A 17,057-nucleotide genomic window follows, 5' to 3' on the forward strand; every position below is an offset into this window, starting at 1 on the left:
CAGTAACGGGATTAGCAGTACGTTTTTCGCCCAAAATTACATAGAAATACCAGGAACGATAACGAGTTGAAATGGCTATATCTATCGTAACAGGGCGTTCTCAAACCAGAAAGGAAATCCTTTTTTGAACATAAGAGTTCTATTTTCAATATGTAAGAACGTTCTAAACGTCCTGAAGAAACTGACAGGCACAAGCATAGTGCAAAACTAGTCTTTATCAGGTATATCCCGCGCCACAAAGTAATCAATTCCAATTCCATAATATAGCTCAGGCCCTTTGGGAGAACCCATGATGTCACCTATAGCAAATGTATTTGGTGTGTTGTTCTGCCTGAAATGATCTAAATCAGCTTTTTTGGGCGGGAAGTTGTTGTCATTGTGCAGATCTGGGAGCGCATTTAAGTCCGCGTATTCTATCCCGGCAGGATTATAAGCAAGATAGAAATGCCTGTAATTACCCGGATTTCCTAAATAGTGTACTTCTTCATACTGATAAAACTTTGATGAATACCCAGATTCAAAATCCTGGATATCTTTTCCATAACTATCAAAATTATTGCCTAGAGTGGAGCCTAGATAAGGGATTTTTGGATGGAAGTTTTTATCTTTACTTGTTACTGAGTATAATATTACTTTATTTTTATCATCATAAACAACTTGAAGATAGAATTTCTTAAATGAATATATGTATTCGTTTACTTTACCATCATCGGAATGGCTTTCTTGTATAGGCACGCCAAATACTGATTCTATATATCTTATAGATGAGCCAGTATAAATTGCGTTTAAATTATCTTCTGCCTGGCGCTGAGAAAACTTATCAGCAATATTATTATATAACTCAAAAAAACCATTTAATGCTCCTAACCACGCAACCACTATACCAACTGTAATGGTTATTGCGCCAATGATCATAGTCAGTAATGATTTCTTAGTCGATTCTTTATTATGTGGCATTCTACAACCTTTAAAAATTACAAAAGTCCACATATAAGCACTTTTAAAATAAATATTCAATTACATCCTTTCATTGACCTGCCTCAGTATTAGATACAAAACTCAGTTAGTACTGTTGGATCCTTCACTCTCAGAATTACCCTTTCTCCAGTCCGCTGCAAATTCAGACGGAGTCCGATAATTCAGCGTGGAGTGTGGGCGACATTCGTTATAATCCTGACGCCATTCACTGATGGTTTTCCTGGCATGGCTGATGTCGCTAAACCAATGCTCATTCAGGCATTCATCGCGAAAGCGTCCGTGAAAACTCTCAATAAATCCGTTCTGTATTGGCTTCCACGGCTTTCCGCTTCTGGGCTGTCGTCAGAACTTTCGACCCAAAGCCACCTGAAGCGCTTCCTCATCCAGCATGGCTCCGGCGAGCAGCTTTCTGAGTCTGGCGTTATCTTCCTCAAGTGACTTAAGCTTTACCTTAGGGACTTCCATGCCGCCAAACTTCCTGCGCCATGTGTAAAAAGTAGCGTCTGAAGTAGCATGCCTTATCGCTACGGCTGCTAAGACGCTAACAGTACAGGTTGGGGACATGCCGTGCGTCTATCCAGTACAGAGCCCGAACAGGACAGTGCAGGTGTGTTTAGGAAGCGGTGCTTCCGTGGTCAGACGACTGTCGCAGGGTGCACGGGGGAAAAGAGTTGTGTGATTCAGGGGGAGGCACTCGGGTGAGTCTAATAAAAATAGGTCGTTAGTTTTAGCAGCATAGGTGAGAGGATACAGGCCAAGCGCGGTAATACCGTGTAGAAAAATCTGAGAAGCTCTACAACGAGCTTTTATATTTACAGGTGATCTGTAGATCAATATAGCTCAAAAGCTCTTAAAAACCTTCTGAGCGCGTTTAACACCGATTACTAAATTTGTTAGTTTCGTAGAGCATGCATAGTGGGTATAAATAGACGTCAACTCGTTTCAATAAATAGGAGAGCACATGTCTGAGAATAAGGCCGAAACCAGTAACACTGGGGTATCACTCCCCGTTACCGCCACAGCTCAAGTTGCAAAGGATCTGATGGAGCTTGCCAAAAATGATACAAACACCGTTGAGGCTGCTAAAAATTTTGGTGAATCTGCGGTAATAGTTAGCAAAGCAGTTAAGAATTGTTTACTCCCCCTTGCCGCTGTGAATTTTGGAATAGATAAAGCAAAGATTTATTTTCAAAAAAGATTTACTAAAGATTTAGAGGAGAAGACCCAACACATACCACCCGAAAATATTATAGAGCCAAAAGCATCTATAGCAGGCCCAGCCTTGCAAGGCTTAGCTTTTTGTCATGAAGAAGCACCTCTAAAAGAGATGTATCTTGAATTGATAGCTTCATCTATGAATATAGATTCCTATGACAATACACATCCGGCATTTGTTGAAGTAATAAAACAATTAACCAGCATTGAGGCTGAAATTCTCCCGATTTATCTTGAAAGCAATACTTTAAAACCAGTCGGAAGAGTAATATATAAAAATATTGAAGATAATTCAATTATAGTTAGCTGTAGGCACATACTAGAATTATATACAGGCGACGCACCCTATTATGACAAAAGAATCCCTTCCTTTGTTGATAACTGGATACGCCTAGGTCTCATTGAAGTTGGCTATGATAAATATATGGGCGCTCAAGAGGAGAGATATATCGCGATAAAAGATCGCGAAGAGTATATAAACGATAAAACTTATACCCACGAAAAACTGACAAAAGAGTTTGAGAGAGGGTATATTAGGCGGACATCTTTTGGAGCTTTATTTTCACAAGCCACTGGAATTATAAATAAAAAAATTTAACTTCACATTACAAATCACAAAGGGGTTTTATGACTAGAAAGATGCGCATTACCCTGAGTCGTGAGCTTTCATCTGATATATTATTCAAATCGGACAGGACTTGTTGCGTGTGTCAGATAAGGGGTAAGCGCGTCCAGATACATCATATTGATGAAGATCCGAGTAATAATACTCCGGACAATTTGAGTGTGCTCTGTTTCGATTGTCATGATGAAACCCAAATTAGAGGCGGATTTGGTAAACATCTAACGAGTTCAGTGGTTAGACAATACAGAGATGACTGGCTGTTAAGAGTGAGCACTCGCCGTGTTCAAGCAGATACATTTGCTGTAAGCCAAATGGTTGGTACAACGTTAAGTTCCAATGAGAATACTCTTTCTAAACCAGAAATTAATACTCCGCCTCTCGTAGTAGATAATCTTTATGATTATATCGATTCGTTACCTAGTGTGAAAATGGCTCTCATTAAAAAGTGTCAGCCGGGTTGGGACACGGGCAATACTGGAGAAATGATTGAAGCGAATAATGATTATATTTATGGCCTACAAGGAATAATAATAGGATTAATGGGGTATTATGATGATAAATGTTTTGATGGGCAGGACCCACATGAAATGTTATCAGAAATAATCTCTTCTCGCTTTAGTTGGCATCACCTTCAACTCGAACCACTCGGGCCGGGAACAGGCGGTACTATCGTGCGTATAACTTGCGGTGGATGTGTTTCTGCTGATTTAGACAGGATGATAATTGATATGGTGTGTTCTTTATCTGGCTATGAGGATAGTCATGGCTTTAATCGGTGGAAACAAAAATGGGAAGGCATGCGTTAACTAAAGGGGCTGATGATGCATTATACTATTAAATGTGGTGATGTTATTCACCACATAGTTTAAAAGAAATAAACACCAGAGTGCGCTACTCTTCTAAATAAATACCATAATTAATAGCACAGCCAGCAAAGTTTGTCTTTCCCGAGGAATGCCTTACGCACCATTCACGCACATACCCTTTCATGAAATCATCACCGGCTTTATCATTACCTACGTTTGATCGAATGCTGTTGGCAACGTCATTGAGTTGATCCCTACTAAGTTGAATACTGCTTATGGCAATATCATGACCAAGGAAGCGCATACTTTGACGTTGGACGTCATCAATTTCACTTAAAGTACATTTTATTAACGCAGTGGCTGTGATTATGACACTCAAAACAACTACCAAAGAAAGCATTACGATTAAACGTAATTTAGACATTTTCATACATCGCCCTTAATTTTTGAGTCAAAGAGGCCATTAGCGCCGTGTTGGGTACATCAACAGACAGCGCCGTAGGCAATTCATCATTATCATCATTCATCCACTCGCTTATCGAGTACCGATCATTTATGGCTCGGTGAACACCACGGCAGAGCCAGTCCCTTTCCCGGACTGGTTAGGATTCCCAACATTAGCTCGTTTATCCAATGCAACGCCATCACGATGAGCAGGAACAGGACACCGCGCTAAGTGTGGAACAGATGAATGTTTAGGGATTTTTTTGAGACGGTGGCAACGTCATAGCTATTCAAGTTTAGAAACTGTACGTGTTTGAAGCTTGGAACTACACGCCGCTATGAGTTAACATCCCATTTACCACTATCAACTACAGCGGCTTTTAAACGGGAAGATAGAGAAGCAATCTGTACAGTCATAAAAGGCAGAACTAGCTAGCCATCTTATTGATATGTATAGACTTTGAGTGATTGGTGCGAAGGCCGGACTCGAAAAAAACCATAACATCATGTATTTAATGGAAAATAAATCTAAAAAGACTTTTGATGCCCCTTTTTATGCCCCTTAAGTATTTTTTATCTTCCATTCAAGGCATGTGCTCAATCATCATACTGCAATGTTTACTCAGTTAGGTTTTGTCTCTTTACCCCCCAACTGGACAAACGCAACAATTGTGCAAATCGTAGTTCAACATTTGCCAATGCCAATTTTTCAGAAAATAGCAAATAATTTATAAAGATCTATGATGGTTTGAATTACAAATCACATTTCAGATAAGAAGTAAAGAGCCAGCTTTAGCCGGCTCTCCTTTTATATCATTATCGTAGTATGATCGCTCTCGTTCAGCCAAAGTAAGAATATAATATTTTCAGTTTAATTTCGACTTCAGAACTGGCTTACAAAAATTTTTATATATCTTTATTACCACCATCTTTATTTATATATTAAAATTTATATTTTTTACTAGCCAGCGAAAAAAAGGCAAAGAGTTAGAATAGATAAAATCAAGGTCCCACCATTATAAAAGTACTTTGATTTCCTATTGCTATTAAATGGCTTATTAAAAAGAGTATCTTTGTGGCTATATTCGCCAATGGTTTTAGTAAGATTTAAAGTTGGCAAGTCAAACCGCAGTCTATCTTCAATATTCAGTGCTGACATCACAGATCCTTTTAACATTGGATGATACCAAACGTAATCCATAAAAAATATTAAATTCCAAACAACAATAGCAAAAACACCTAATATACCAGTGAGATTTATAGCATGGCCATCAATAACCATTGCCATTTTCCCCTGATTTTTATATATAAATCCAACTGCACCTATAAAAGCAGTAAGCATCAAAATTGCGTAATGCTTAACCCTCATTGACATATCATTGAAATGTTTTTGAACATCTATGGTCGTTTTCCATATTTCAACCTCTAACTTAAGTTTTTCAAGCGGCGCGCCCTTCTCAGCTGGTGGTTTATTACTTTTAAAAGACCTAAAGTCAAACAAATCAAGTAATTCTGAAAATTTCTGAACTGTATAAGTTGGCTCAGTTTTATTATAATTTGATTTTATTTCTTTCTCTTTATCAACATCTGCTTGTGTCCAGTGAGTTACCGCTCTTAAAAGGTCATATTTATCTTCATTATCACCAAAATGATTTGTACCATATGCAGCAAAAACGTCACTAACTTTCGCAAGTTTTGCCATATCAATATCTTTCATCTCGCTATCGCCAATATAAACGCATTCTTCGGGGGTAGCGCCGATGTCTGAAATGATTTGCAGAAGTATGTCTGGATTTGGCTTGGTTTCCCCTTTGGGGGTATGCAAATGTATAGTCTCTTTTAGAATAAAACTTTGGTCTTGACTTTTGTCCATTGGTACACAGTGGTCTTCTGGAGAATAAAGAAAATCTAATACTCCATCAAGGCCAAGCTTGGTCAGTCGGTAACTTGAATAATAAGCTTTAGATTCTGTATAACCAACAATCAGAACGCCTTTTTCGCGAAGTTTAATTAATGTCTGATAAACTGTCTCATAAAGCTTTAAGTTTTTTGCTCGTTCTTTTCTGTAAACGCTAATAGCTGGAGACATTACTTTTCTAATCTCCTGCGCCCCATTGTAACGAGAAACGAAATCGGGTATTTCTTCCAATAAATATGAATACTCAGCGGTACCATGCCGCTGATGGATTTTTTTTATCTGAGGAATTAATTCTGCTTTAGATACGCCGCTAATTTGCGATGCGCATTCAAGCATTCCATTAAAACTCTCATACCATACATTAAACCAATCAAACAATGTATTATCTAAATCTGTTATAAGAACCTTTTTAATTGGATTGTTTTTTTTCATATTCACTCCCTTCCACTTTTCTAACAATAATTTTCTTCTAAAGAAAATTGCACATGATTTATTTTATTTCATTAAAGATAGTCAAATCAAATCTAAATTTAGCAGTAAAATTAGATAATGGCCATTTTCAAGAGTTTAACATTGCCTCTTCCTGCACAAATGCTTTGGTTTAACTATAAACATCTTTTCTAACAACACTGTTAATCATTGCTTTGGTACTTTAACCCTTACCACTGGAGATCTTTAGTAATGATAACCATCTCCCAAATTGAGCTGCTTGCTAATCAAAGTAAAAACTATTTTTCCGAACAACTCTTCACTCTGTTCACTGCTTTAACTTATCAATATAAATCAATAGCATAAGATGATTTTAACGTATGTATGATAACTCTTACCCTTCACTGTAGGTGAACAATGAGTAACAAAACCGGCTTTCGCCGGTTCTGGTTAGTCATGCCGCAGAAGGGTCATCGCACTTCGGCAGCCAGTCGGCGCTGCTTTCTTCCGTCAGGTCAAGGTTGGTCTGCATCCCCAGCTTTGTACGCCGCTTCATGTAGTGCTGTCCGTATTCCCGCATGATGCTCTCCAGCGACAGGCCGAACATCTTCATGCTGAGCGGATTTCTGTAGCCGTTGGCCTCCATATAGGCCAGATAGGCGTGGTAGAGGTAACGCCTGGGCTGAAGCGGCCTGATGCTGGCGTTCCCCATGTAAAGCGCGTTTGGCTCCGGTGTCGTGAACAGATAGCCGCAGAAGTCCACCATCGGGTCAGCATCGCGCTTGATGCGCATCGCCTCGTCGGAGTTCTGTTGCGACTGAAGCAGCGACCGGGCCTGCTGCGGCTGGCTGAACTGCTGCATCAGCTGGCGCACGATAACGGCCAGCTCACCGCTGATTTTTTCCTTCAGCTGCGGGTCGCGCTCGTCTGCCGGGATGATTTCCGGGAAGTGCAGGATCACCCGGCGGCGTGATACGCCCCCGCTGCGGTCGGTGAAGCGCATCGGGTTGTTGTTCACCGCCAGAATTACCGCCGGAATGTGGGTTGAGTAGGCATCGCGGTACTTCGGGTCCACTGAGACCGCATCGCCGCCGGTGATGGCCTTGATGCCCGCGCCGTCGCCGCTCCACTTTTCCTGGTCGGGCAGGATAATCAGCGAATACCCAATCACAGCCGCACGTTCGCGGGACGACTCCAGCGTTTCAATGGTGGCTGAGGTGGTGTTGTCCGTTCCGGCCAGCATGGTGGCGATTTCAGCCATGATGCTTTTACCACTGCCGCCGGGTCCGGTGACCTCCAGAAACAGCTGCCAGTCATAGCGGTTCGCCAGCACCATAAACAGCGCGGCCAGAATAATGTCGCGTTTGGCCGGGTCCCGTCCGGCAGCGCGGTCGAGCCACTGCCAGAAGTGCGGCGCATGGTCTGCCAGCGTTTCACCCTGAACGGGCTTTGTGTAGTCCACCTCGCTGACCGTGCGCAGCCAGAAGTCTTTACTGTGCGGGCTGAAGCCGCCGGTGCGGGTGTCCAGCACGCCATTACGGAATCCAATCAGGCGTCGCGCCGGGTCGGCCTGCTGCGGCAGCATCAGCTTCAGCGTGTCCACCACGCCCGAAATCTTGCCCGCCGAAAACGGCGCGCGCAGGCGCTGAAACAGCTTTGCCACGTCGCGCTCAAACTGCTTCCCGGAAATCACCTTCCACGCGCCGGAACGGTAGCGGGACAGAATTTCCCCGCTGGCGTCCACGGCCAGCGCGCTGCGGTAGTGCTCCGCAATTCGCTCCGCCTTTTCACTGGCGCTCATGGCCGAAAACTCCGCCTCGCTCATCACGTCGAACGGACTGGCGGCGGGCGGCGTGGCGGCTTCGGCCAGCGCCCGCCGGGTATTCTCCTCACCGTGCTGCATAAAGGCGTCATTCCAGTCACCAAACACCGGCGGCAGGGCCACGGCTGCGCGGCTGGCTTCGGCTGCCTGCTTTGCTTTAGCCTGGCCATCGCCGTTAAGGTCACGGTCGGCAGCAATCAGTAGCGGCAGCGCGGCGTGCTTTTCACGGGCAAGGCCAGCCAGAGAAAGGAGATTGACGGACGACAGGGCAATCCACACCTCATCCCCGGTCAGGTTGTGCACCGTCAGGCCGGTGGCGTAGCCCTCCGTCAGCCAGATGCGCGCTGCCGGTTTGCCGGTGCTGAGAATGTGGCATGCGCCTTTTACCTGTCCGCCCTTCAGCGTGCGCTTTTCACCCGCGGCGTTAATCAGCTGCACGTTCACCAGCTGGCCGCCCGTATCGTGCAGGGGAATGAGCAAATCACCGGCACGATAGGCCGTGAGTGCGACTTTCTGCGGCTTCGCCAGCGTCAGGCAGGACTGCTCCGGCCAGCCTTTGCGGGACAGGTAGGCATTGCCGGTTGCCTGCGGCGCGGTGCCGACCAGCTGCCGGGCCTGCTTCACGGCGGCGGCACGGGCAGATTCGTTATCTTCGCCCGCGCTGGCAGCAGGCGAGTTGTCCACCGCTGGCAGGCAGCCGGTCAGCCCGTTTACCCGCGCAGCAGCTTCGGTCAGGCTCAGTGAGAAGGCCTTTTTCACCAGGTCCATGCCGTCACCGGCACCGCACTGATTACAAATCCACGTGCCGCGTCCCTCCTGGTCGTCAAAGCGGAAGCGGTCGGTTCCGCCGCACACCGGGCAGGAGGTATGGCGGTTTTTTACCACCTTCACGCCCAGCGCGGGCAGGATGCGGGGCCACTGGCCCCGCGCGGCTTTTGCCGCGTCTGATACGGTCATTTTCATTATTCTTTTCTCCCTCAGTGCAGCACCGGCGCGTCTTTGAGGCGCCCGCATAGTTCATCCATCACCACCTGTCCCAGAAAGCTCAGGCACGGAACCGACTTCAGCGGCCCGGCGGCCAGCAGGTCGTCGAGCAGCGCGCAGGCAATTTCCTGACCGCGCTGGCATCCGTGCTGGCGCAGATAGAAGCCTTCCAGCTCGGTTTCAATGGCGTGTTCAAGGCGCGCCAGCGTCAGGCCGGGATAGCGCTTCTGTTCGCGGCAGACGGTCAGCCAGGCGCAGGCCACCGCGCGGCGTGAAAGCGCGGAGTGCAGTTCGGGGGAAAGGGTACGTGTACTCATGGCTCAACCTCCCCGTTCATCCAGCCGTCCTGACAGCGGTTTACCACTCCGTCCAGCTGCTCGGTGATGAGGAAAATCAGCGAATTCAGCTGCGCCTGCTGTATGGCCGGTGGCTGTTCGTGGCACTCCTGAAGCAGGGTCATGTCGCTGATAAAGCGCCCGGCGTTACGCAGGTGCTCAAGGCGTAACAGGTCGGCGTGGGAAATAGTGGCGTGAGTCATGCGCGCACCTCCCGGACCGGCAGGCGGGCAGCAAGGGACAGTACGTAATGGCGGGCCAGCGTCAGGCGGGCGGCGCGTTCGTCTGCGGCAACGGTGCGGAGCATGTGAATACGCTGCTGGCGCTCGGTACGGCGCACGGCGGCAAAGACGAAAACAAACTGAGGGTATGGGGAATTAAGGACTGTAGCCATGATGGCAGTCTCCATTGAGTAGCGGTTATCGCCACCACCGGAAACGCCAATTTCACTGGTGGTAGCCCGGACGGGGTTGGCGTAACCGGCCTCAATGGATACCGGCGCTTCGTGAGAAGCCCCCGCCCGGGCCACCATTACGCAGACGGCACTACGGCAATAACGCCGCAGTCCGAAAAATGGTTGCACTAAGGCATGGACACAAAAAAAGACGCATTGGGCGTCTGGTGTCGCCATTGAGATATTCAGGACGCCAATCCCGGCTGCCGATTTTGCGACAGCAGAAAGACTGTACCAGGGAATGGCCCCAGCGTGCAAGCCGGGGAACAAAGGAAAATGCAGCATGGCGGAAAATCTCAAGAGTTGGTGAAGATCATGCTGCACGTTCCTGACCGCGTGCGGCGATACGTGCATTCATCCAGGCGCTGACTTCGCTGGCTAGCCACGCGACGTTCTTGCCGCCAAGCGATACCTGCGCCGGAAAAGCGCTGCGGCTGATTAGGTCGTAAATGGTTGAGCGGGACAGGCCGCAGACATGAATCACCTCCGGCAGGCGCATAAAGCGTTCCTGAACCGGGAATGATACAGGCATGGCAGGGGCCGCCGGGGCAGATGAATGAGCGTTTGAAGTTGTGTGCATGAGCTACCTCTTTTTATGTCCGTTAAGCGCCGCACAGGTGTGTACGGCATCGGGTAGCTCTTTATTTTGCGAATATTTTTGCCGGTGACAACAATAGAAATCTGTCTGACCGGCCACATAAAAACCACACAAAAAACGCGTGTACGTGAATAGTACCAGACTGCACCAAAAAGTAATGATAAGGTTTTATCCAATAATTTTAGGTCCACTATAAGGAAGCCTTTAAAACCAATCGTTCTAAAGAATTAATAAGGCCAAAATCCTGCTGATGAACAATGGTGAACAGAGGGTGAAGGGTTTTTTTTCAACTGTTCACCATCTAATTTACTGTATTTACTATTTTTTTCTCTCTGGTGAAGAATAGTGAAGGATTGTTATAAAACTGAAAGCTGATAACAGGCTTCAGTGAGACCTTTTCCTGGCTCGCCAGAAGTAAAGCTTTTGTCTGGTTCGTCATACAACGCCCTGCGGTAGAAGCCACTGTGCCAGACCCGGCACAATTGACTTACTGAAACCAGCCGACAGGAAACGAGATGGCCCTGAAATGTCCCGAATGTGGTCAGGTAGCCCACACCCGCACCAGTGCTTATGAAGCGCCCTCCGTAAAGCGTACCTGGTACCAGTGCCAGAACCTCGACTGCTCCTGCACGTTCACCGCGCTGGAGAGCGTCGAGAAAATCATCATGAAGCCGCAGAAGCACGCAGCGACAGAGCCGGAACCGCAGGATGACGCGCCGGTTCGCCAGCCGCAGACGCTGGGCCGTTATGGTTCAGCCAGCGCCCGCAAAGACCGCCACGCACAGCCCTGACAGAGAGGAAAAACAGCATGACACAGCAGCAAATGACCGACGAACAGATTCAGGCCGCCGGTAACCGTATCGGTACGGCGAAGGCCAGAGCACAGCGGCCACTTAAGGAAGCAGGTTGGCTCCTGCGGTTACCTGAGGCCGACGTTATCAGTCACACCACCGAGCTGGTGAAAGGGCTGTCCTCTGAATGGCGGCTGCGTATCGAAGACCTCAATACAAAGATGCTGGCCTGGCTGGAAGCAAGAAAGACCGAAAACGCCGCCAGTGAAAATCTTAGCGAGCTGCGCCAGCGTAAGGCTGAAATGGAGCAGGCAAGCCGGGACAACCGGGCACGCTTCCGGGAGCTGCTGGGGCAGAATGGCGGCAACGTTACGCCGGAGATGAAGGCACTGCGGGCGGAGTATCTGGAGCAGCAGGAAACGGCATCAGACCTTGCCGGGCTGATTGCCGAAAAGGAAAATCAGCTGCCGGTGCTGGCAGACGTAACCGGGCGCAAGGCCAACGCTTACGTGTTCTGTCATGAGGGCATCACGGATGAGCGTATTGATATGCTGATTGATGACTTCTTTATCATTCACGGCGCAGAGCTGAGCAGCCTGCTCAGGATGAAGTACAGCCAGTTTGAACGGAATGGCTCAACGCATGCACCGGGAGTCATCGAAGGCGCGAATGATGCCGACACGCTGTACCGCAGGTATGTTATGAGCCTTATCAAGCAGTGGACGGGGGTAAACCAGCCGCTGATGTTCCGGGATGACGTGCTGAGCGTAAGCGGTGCGCATCCTTTCCGGGGAGCCAGAACCGATCGCAGCAAGCGTAAACTTTTCTGAGTCGCAGACTCAGGAACTCACCGAAGCCCGGCCCGTGCCGGGCTTTTTTACGTCCGCTGCGTGAGTGCATGTCTATGCTGCATGAAAACGCATGAGTCTCCGGCACCCCGGAACGGTGGGAAAGGCCAGCAGCGGCGCGGCGCAAAGCTAATCATGCAGGTGCATGAAAACTGCTGCATAAAGCGGGCAGGCGTGGCGGGGCTACGAGTGCGCGCATTGGGGTAACCATGCTTAGTTCTTGCCAAAAGCAGCCTCTCTTCGATAAGCGCGTATTGCATGGTTCTGGCCATTTAATTACAAATAATTTGGTTAATATTGAGATGCTAACTAAGTCTCGCCAATCAAAAGATAGTATTTTTCTAAGTTGGCAACATAATCGGAAATCAAGTTTCATAAATGCATGGCCTGTGTCATGTTCATGCCCTCCTCTTAAAAACTTGAGCTCTTAGGCTCAAAACAAAAACCGTATGCGGACCAAATGCTGGGTGGTGCAGTATTGATTTTTTAGTGAGATTATTCTGGCATGCTATAAGTCTTCTAATTATTATAGATTCTTAACATTTCGCCTGAAAAAGCAGGTCAAAGGGGAGTATGGATCATGCTGAAGCGGCAAGAGTACATTCAAGATATAACTACCAAGCTTGCGACTCTGGCTCATAAAGTTGAGTTGAATTCGTCTTTAAATCTGACAGATATCAATATTCATGCTGAATACTTCTTTTGTGGCCTCCTGAATATTATATACGACTTATCGTTGACGAATTTAAATAGTTTGAAAATTAATGCCAAATCAATAGATCTAATCGATTTTGAAAACAAAATAGCAATTCAAGTCACATCAACATCCGAACTGTTAAAAATAAAAAAAACCATTGATGGATTCATAGAAACCGATAACGTTAAAAAGATTAATAGGCTAATCGTTTTAATACTTACAAAAAAGAAAAAGTATAAATCTGAGAGTTATGGTAAGGAATTTATAATTTCTTTGAAGGATGATGTTATAGACCATACAGATTTAGTAAAAAAAATCGCAGCCTTACCTCCGGCAAAATTACAAGAAGTTCATGGATATCTATCATCTGAGATGCAAGGAGAAAAATCTCAGCGAGTACCTAAGGAAGTCAATACGCTTTTAGGAATGATTAAAATACTTAGCTCTGAAGATCATCCTATGTGTGGCAATGGTTTTTTAGAAGAGCCGGATCCTAATGGAAAAATAAACATGAGATTCTCAGCATATAGAGATTACCTGATGGAAATTTATGTTTCACTGATGAGTATATATGCAGGGATATTAACAGAAATCAGTAATTCAAATGATGCAGGGACATTAAATATAAATAAACTTTCCGCCTATCTTAAGCGCTATAGTAATGCTGTATTAGACGAATCTAATGGTGATCCTGTTAGCGCCTTAAATAAAATGACCGAATATTATTCATCTAGGTTGTTAGCAGAAGGAATTGAATACGATGATGCAGCAATACAATATTATCTTATCGAAAATATGATTCGATGCAATGTGTTCCCAAACAAGGTTGCAGTATCATGTTAAAGCTATTTTCCAAAGATGAGCCAATTGAGAAATCCGCTCCGTTGGTTGGATCATATATACTAAAGGCCCTAGAAAATAAAAATAGCATCAGTATTTTTGAGTTGGCTAAGTCTTTACGCAAGAATAGACTAATCGGAGTTAGATCTATATACTACGGCATGATATTTTTGTATGCCCTTGATTTAATTGAATTTAATGAACCGTATGTGGTTTTGAAAAATGATTAAGATAAACAAAATTTACAGCGAGCCTTACACTTTTGAGCCAGTAGAGTTTAAAAGTGGCATTAACCTTATTTTAGGTGAAAAGGATAACTCTTCAAATAAAACCAATGGCGTTGGCAAGTCACTTCTTATTGAATTTATAAACTTTGGATTGATGAAAGAATATAAGAGAAGTAGATTATCTAAAATACCAAAGGATGATTTCTCAGAGAACACATATGTATGTTTGGATTTTTCTATCGATAAAAATCACATTTTATCCAAAAGAAGAATCTCTTCGGAAAGCACACCAACATTATACATTAATGGAATTCGGAAGGATTTTACTTCTCTTGAAGATGTAAATAAGTTTCTCACTGTCTTGATGTTTAAAAATACCAAAAGCAAAGTGCATCCTAGTTTTAGAAATATGCTTGGCCCCTTAATAAGGGATGAACGGTCAGAATTCAAATCTATTATAGACTGTCATGATACTAAAGCACGTATTCCTCCAGATTACACATCCCACCTTTACTTTTTTGGCATCAGCATTGAGTTATATAAAAAAATAAAAGAAATAAATAAAAATATTTCAACCCTAAGTACAGCTAAAAATAAAATAAAAAGTGATATCGAATCTATCACTGGAAAAAAACTATCTAGCGCTAGATCAGAAGTAAATGATTTAAACTTTCAAATAAAAATCATCAAGCAAGAAATGGATTTACTCGAAGGTGATAAGACCTTCGACATGGTTAGAGACGAAATAGCTAGCTATGAAGACAGTCTGGATAACTTACGTAATAAAAAAGCAATATTAAAGTCAGAATTAAATAAGATACAACTTTTGGTTGGTGATAATTATATTGATGAAGACGAAGTAGTAGAATTATATAACAAACTTAAATCTGGTTTAGGTGATAGCATTGGAAAAGAACTGGCCGATGTTTTGGGATTTAAAAAGAAAATAGATGATTTTCAGAGAGTATTGATTGAGTCACGAAAAGAAACCATACTTAAAGACCTTCATAATATTGAGTTTTCAATAAATAAGTTCTCTACACAGTTACATTCCAAGACATCAATATTAAAGCAAAATGGTCATCTGCGTAATATTAAAACGTTATTTATTGCATACGAAAAAAAACTTGAGGAACTATCTCAACTTTCAATTTTTATAAAGAAATATGACGATTATGAGTCTGAAACCAAATCACAAAAAGCTCAAAAGGCCATCAAATTACTGGAATTAGACATCGATATACTTAATCAAGAAAAAACGATATCGGAATTTAGAGAAACTATTTTCTCTATTCATGAATATGTTATGGAAAACAGGAAATGTTCTTTCGACATTTCAGCAAACGACAAGTCCGAAATAATTAATTTTGATTTGCGTATTTTTGATGATGGTAGCCATAGTAATGAGCGAGAAAAGGTATTTATCTATGATATGTCTCTATTACTAACTGATGAAACATTCACAAACCACCCTAAGCTACTGATTCATGACAATATTTTTGACGTAGATAGAGATACCTTAATCAAAAGTTTGAATTATTTATCAACCAAGTCAAGTTGTCTTAAAGATTCACAATACATACTTACGCTAAACATAGATAAACTTGAAGAAATTAAAAAAGATGAATTAAAACTAGATATACATGAATATAAAAGAGTAACGCTTACTAAATCAAATAGATTTTTAGGCCGTCAATATCAAGAAAAATAATAATATGAGAGGTTTTACCTCTCATATTTTAATCTTTTTGCTTAGCAAAGTCGTAAGGGGTTATAGATTTTACTTTATTGACATCTAAGTAATCAGCCCACCACTGCACCATTAATCTTCTTTCATCAAGATATTCAGAGGTGTGAATGTACGCCGCGCGGACACTATTACGTTCTGAGTGACTCAACTGCCGCTCAATAGCATCATCGCTCCACAACCCTGATTCACCCAACGCACCACGAGCCATCGTTCTGAAACCATGACCGCACACCTCGGTTTTAGTGTCGTAACCCATAGCACGCAACGCGTTATTGATCGTGTTTTCACTCATCACTTTTTTAGGATCGTGGTCACCGGGAAACAAACGTGGGTTATCACCGCTAAGTTTCTTTAGCTCGTCAAGTAAAGCCAGCGCCTGCCGACTCAGTGGAACAATGTGTTCCTGTTTCATCTTCATCCCTCGATGTGAGTAACGTACACCTTCAATTTCTTCACGCTTCGCCGGAATGCGCCAGCAGGCTCTGTCAAACTCAAATTCATCCCACCGGGCAAAGCGCATCTCACTGGAACGGACAAACGTCATTAATGAAAGCTCTACGGCAATACGCGTCATAATTCGTCCACGATATGCGGCAAGGCGCGTAAGAAACTCCGGAAAACGGCTAAACGGTAATGCCGGGTAGTGTCGAGCCTTTACTGTTGAAAGTGCCCCGGCCATATCAACAGCGGGATTAGATTCAATGTAATCGTTCTGCACGGCATAGCGCATTATTGCCATAACGCGCTGCTGAAGTCGCTGAGCGACGTCATGCCTGCCACTGGCATCAACGGCCTTAATGGGGGATAACAGCTGGCTGGTTTTCAGCTTACGAATATCTGCCAATCCAATATGAGGAAAGATATACAGCTCAAGGTAGCGCAGGATCCGTGAGCGATGATCATCACTCCATCGCTTGTTATTGGCATGCCATTCGCGGGCGATCTTTTCAAAAGTGTAGGCCCCCGCATTTTCAGCTTGGGCTTCTTTGTGTTCTGCTTTGGGGTCAATCCCCTGCCCTAACATCCTTTTGGCTTCATCCCGCTTAGCACGTGCCTCAGCAAGCGTTACTGTCGGCCAGACGCCAAATGCAAGCCGGTCTTCTTTTCTGTCGGCTGGCCGCCTGTACTTCATACGCCAGTACTTTGATCCTTTGGTCGTGACCTCAAGATACAAACCACCACCATCAGCAATTTTGTAGGTTTTTTCTTTAGGCTTTGCAGTGTCGACCTGGCGGGCATTCAGTTTCATTTTGGGGGCACATTTCTTATCGAAGTGGGAATGCCCCCAATTATGCC

The 17,057-nt window shown here is 44.6% G+C and carries 16 protein-coding genes and 1 pseudogene; 7 read left to right on the top strand and 10 right to left on the bottom strand.

The annotated features are described in order from the left end of the window. Nucleotides 1–207: 207 nt before the first annotated feature. Both P2R09_RS18120 and P2R09_RS18125 read right to left on the bottom strand, forming a co-directional pair. On the bottom strand, nt 208–957 hold the full coding sequence (locus tag P2R09_RS18120; RefSeq protein ID WP_186806316.1) for an ETEC_3214 domain-containing protein: 750 nt from the start codon (nt 955–957) through the stop codon (nt 208–210). Nucleotides 958–1,059: 102 nt separating this feature from the next. Continuing rightward, nucleotides 1,060–1,494, bottom strand: a pseudogene (locus P2R09_RS18125) (integrase core domain-containing protein); the annotation flags it as partial. A gap of 445 nt (nt 1,495–1,939) precedes the next feature. Here P2R09_RS18125 and P2R09_RS18130 point away from each other — a divergent pair. Both P2R09_RS18130 and P2R09_RS18135 read left to right on the top strand, forming a co-directional pair. Beyond that, nucleotides 1,940–2,791 (top strand): DUF4393 domain-containing protein, encoded by an 852-nt coding sequence (locus tag P2R09_RS18130; RefSeq protein WP_275771756.1) that lies wholly within the window; start codon nt 1,940–1,942, stop codon nt 2,789–2,791. 29 nt (nt 2,792–2,820) lie between these two features. Continuing rightward, nucleotides 2,821–3,624 carry a hypothetical protein gene (locus P2R09_RS18135; RefSeq protein WP_275771759.1) on the top strand — a complete coding sequence of 268 codons (804 nt, stop codon included), beginning with the start codon at nt 2,821–2,823 and terminating at the stop codon, nt 3,622–3,624. An 85-nt stretch (nt 3,625–3,709) separates the two neighbouring features. Here P2R09_RS18135 and P2R09_RS18140 read toward each other — a convergent pair whose 3' ends face one another. From P2R09_RS18140 to P2R09_RS18170, 7 genes are all read right to left on the bottom strand, one after another. Next, nucleotides 3,710–4,054 carry a hypothetical protein gene (locus P2R09_RS18140; protein WP_275771761.1) on the bottom strand — a complete coding sequence of 115 codons (345 nt, stop codon included), beginning with the start codon at nt 4,052–4,054 and terminating at the stop codon, nt 3,710–3,712. A gap of 975 nt (nt 4,055–5,029) precedes the next feature. After that, nucleotides 5,030–6,418, bottom strand: a complete 1,389-nt coding sequence (locus tag P2R09_RS18145; protein WP_275771763.1) for an HAD-IA family hydrolase — start codon at nt 6,416–6,418, stop codon at nt 5,030–5,032. Nucleotides 6,419–6,869: 451 nt separating this feature from the next. Continuing rightward, nucleotides 6,870–9,200: a phage/plasmid primase, P4 family gene (locus P2R09_RS18150; RefSeq protein WP_275771766.1), complete on the bottom strand. Its 2,331-nt coding sequence runs from the start codon at nt 9,198–9,200 to the stop codon at nt 6,870–6,872. A 14-nt stretch (nt 9,201–9,214) separates the two neighbouring features. After that, nucleotides 9,215–9,538: a DUF5375 domain-containing protein gene (locus P2R09_RS18155; protein ID WP_275771768.1), complete on the bottom strand. Its 324-nt coding sequence runs from the start codon at nt 9,536–9,538 to the stop codon at nt 9,215–9,217. Continuing rightward, nucleotides 9,535–9,759 carry a hypothetical protein gene (locus P2R09_RS18160; RefSeq protein ID WP_275771770.1) on the bottom strand — a complete coding sequence of 75 codons (225 nt, stop codon included), beginning with the start codon at nt 9,757–9,759 and terminating at the stop codon, nt 9,535–9,537. The genes P2R09_RS18155 and P2R09_RS18160 overlap by 4 nt, the downstream gene beginning before the upstream one ends. Then, a complete protein-coding gene (locus P2R09_RS18165; RefSeq protein ID WP_275772129.1) occupies nt 9,756–10,295 on the bottom strand; it encodes a host cell division inhibitor Icd-like protein in 540 nt (179 codons plus the stop codon). Before P2R09_RS18165 ends, P2R09_RS18160 begins: the two co-directional genes overlap by 4 nt. Nucleotides 10,296–10,323: 28 nt before the next feature. Beyond that, entirely contained in the window at nt 10,324–10,590 is a 267-nt protein-coding gene (locus tag P2R09_RS18170) for an AlpA family transcriptional regulator (RefSeq protein WP_111208339.1), read from the bottom strand. 533 nt (nt 10,591–11,123) lie between these two features. Here P2R09_RS18170 and P2R09_RS18175 point away from each other — a divergent pair. The 5 genes from P2R09_RS18175 (at nt 11,124) to P2R09_RS18190 (ending at nt 15,722) form a co-directional block, all read left to right on the top strand. Continuing rightward, on the top strand, nt 11,124–11,399 hold the full coding sequence (locus tag P2R09_RS18175) for an ogr/Delta-like zinc finger family protein (protein WP_275771774.1): 276 nt from the start codon (nt 11,124–11,126) through the stop codon (nt 11,397–11,399). Between the two features lie 17 nt (nt 11,400–11,416). Continuing rightward, a complete protein-coding gene (locus P2R09_RS18180) occupies nt 11,417–12,229 on the top strand; it encodes a hypothetical protein (protein ID WP_275771776.1) in 813 nt (270 codons plus the stop codon). Between the two features lie 598 nt (nt 12,230–12,827). Beyond that, entirely contained in the window at nt 12,828–13,787 is a 960-nt protein-coding gene (locus P2R09_RS18185; protein WP_275771778.1) for an SMEK domain-containing protein, read from the top strand. Next, nucleotides 13,781–14,014, top strand: a complete 234-nt coding sequence (locus tag P2R09_RS21600) for an ABC-three component system middle component 6 (protein WP_345799222.1) — start codon at nt 13,781–13,783, stop codon at nt 14,012–14,014. The genes P2R09_RS18185 and P2R09_RS21600 overlap by 7 nt, the downstream gene beginning before the upstream one ends. Next, complete coding sequence (locus P2R09_RS18190) at nt 14,007–15,722, top strand: DUF2326 domain-containing protein (RefSeq protein ID WP_275771780.1); 1,716 nt, start codon at nt 14,007–14,009, stop codon at nt 15,720–15,722. The genes P2R09_RS21600 and P2R09_RS18190 overlap by 8 nt, the downstream gene beginning before the upstream one ends. Nucleotides 15,723–15,750: 28 nt before the next feature. On the opposite strand, the gene P2R09_RS18195 is transcribed toward P2R09_RS18190, so the two are convergent. After that, entirely contained in the window at nt 15,751–17,010 is a 1,260-nt protein-coding gene (locus tag P2R09_RS18195) for an integrase arm-type DNA-binding domain-containing protein (RefSeq protein WP_275771782.1), read from the bottom strand. Between the last annotated feature and the right edge of the window lie 47 nt (nt 17,011–17,057).

Origin of the sequence: Pantoea sp. Cr_R13 (genome assembly GCF_029222565.1) — a bacterium.
GTDB classification, from domain to species: domain Bacteria; phylum Pseudomonadota; class Gammaproteobacteria; order Enterobacterales; family Enterobacteriaceae; genus Pantoea; species Pantoea eucalypti.

Bases quoted from the DNA above. Each gene is read 5' to 3' on its own strand.
- P2R09_RS18195 (WP_275771782.1), bottom strand. From the start codon at position 17,010: ATGAAACTGAATGCCCGCCAGGTCGACACTGCAAAGCCTAAAGAAAAA.
- P2R09_RS18190 (WP_275771780.1), top strand. From the start codon at position 14,007: ATGATTAAGATAAACAAAATTTACAGCGAGCCTTACACTTTTGAGCCA.
- P2R09_RS18160 (WP_275771770.1), bottom strand. From the start codon at position 9,759: ATGACTCACGCCACTATTTCCCACGCCGACCTGTTACGCCTTGAGCAC.
- P2R09_RS18170 (WP_111208339.1), bottom strand. From the start codon at position 10,590: ATGCACACAACTTCAAACGCTCATTCATCTGCCCCGGCGGCCCCTGCC.
- P2R09_RS18175 (WP_275771774.1), top strand. From the start codon at position 11,124: ATGGCCCTGAAATGTCCCGAATGTGGTCAGGTAGCCCACACCCGCACC.
- P2R09_RS18145 (WP_275771763.1), bottom strand. From the start codon at position 6,418: ATGAAAAAAAACAATCCAATTAAAAAGGTTCTTATAACAGATTTAGAT.
- P2R09_RS18165 (WP_275772129.1), bottom strand. From the start codon at position 10,295: ATGCTGCATTTTCCTTTGTTCCCCGGCTTGCACGCTGGGGCCATTCCC.
- P2R09_RS18120 (WP_186806316.1), bottom strand. From the start codon at position 957: ATGCCACATAATAAAGAATCGACTAAGAAATCATTACTGACTATGATC.
- P2R09_RS18155 (WP_275771768.1), bottom strand. From the start codon at position 9,538: ATGAGTACACGTACCCTTTCCCCCGAACTGCACTCCGCGCTTTCACGC.
- P2R09_RS18150 (WP_275771766.1), bottom strand. From the start codon at position 9,200: ATGAAAATGACCGTATCAGACGCGGCAAAAGCCGCGCGGGGCCAGTGG.
- P2R09_RS18130 (WP_275771756.1), top strand. From the start codon at position 1,940: ATGTCTGAGAATAAGGCCGAAACCAGTAACACTGGGGTATCACTCCCC.
- P2R09_RS18185 (WP_275771778.1), top strand. From the start codon at position 12,828: ATGCTGAAGCGGCAAGAGTACATTCAAGATATAACTACCAAGCTTGCG.
- P2R09_RS21600 (WP_345799222.1), top strand. From the start codon at position 13,781: ATGTTAAAGCTATTTTCCAAAGATGAGCCAATTGAGAAATCCGCTCCG.
- P2R09_RS18180 (WP_275771776.1), top strand. From the start codon at position 11,417: ATGACACAGCAGCAAATGACCGACGAACAGATTCAGGCCGCCGGTAAC.
- P2R09_RS18135 (WP_275771759.1), top strand. From the start codon at position 2,821: ATGACTAGAAAGATGCGCATTACCCTGAGTCGTGAGCTTTCATCTGAT.
- P2R09_RS18140 (WP_275771761.1), bottom strand. From the start codon at position 4,054: ATGAAAATGTCTAAATTACGTTTAATCGTAATGCTTTCTTTGGTAGTT.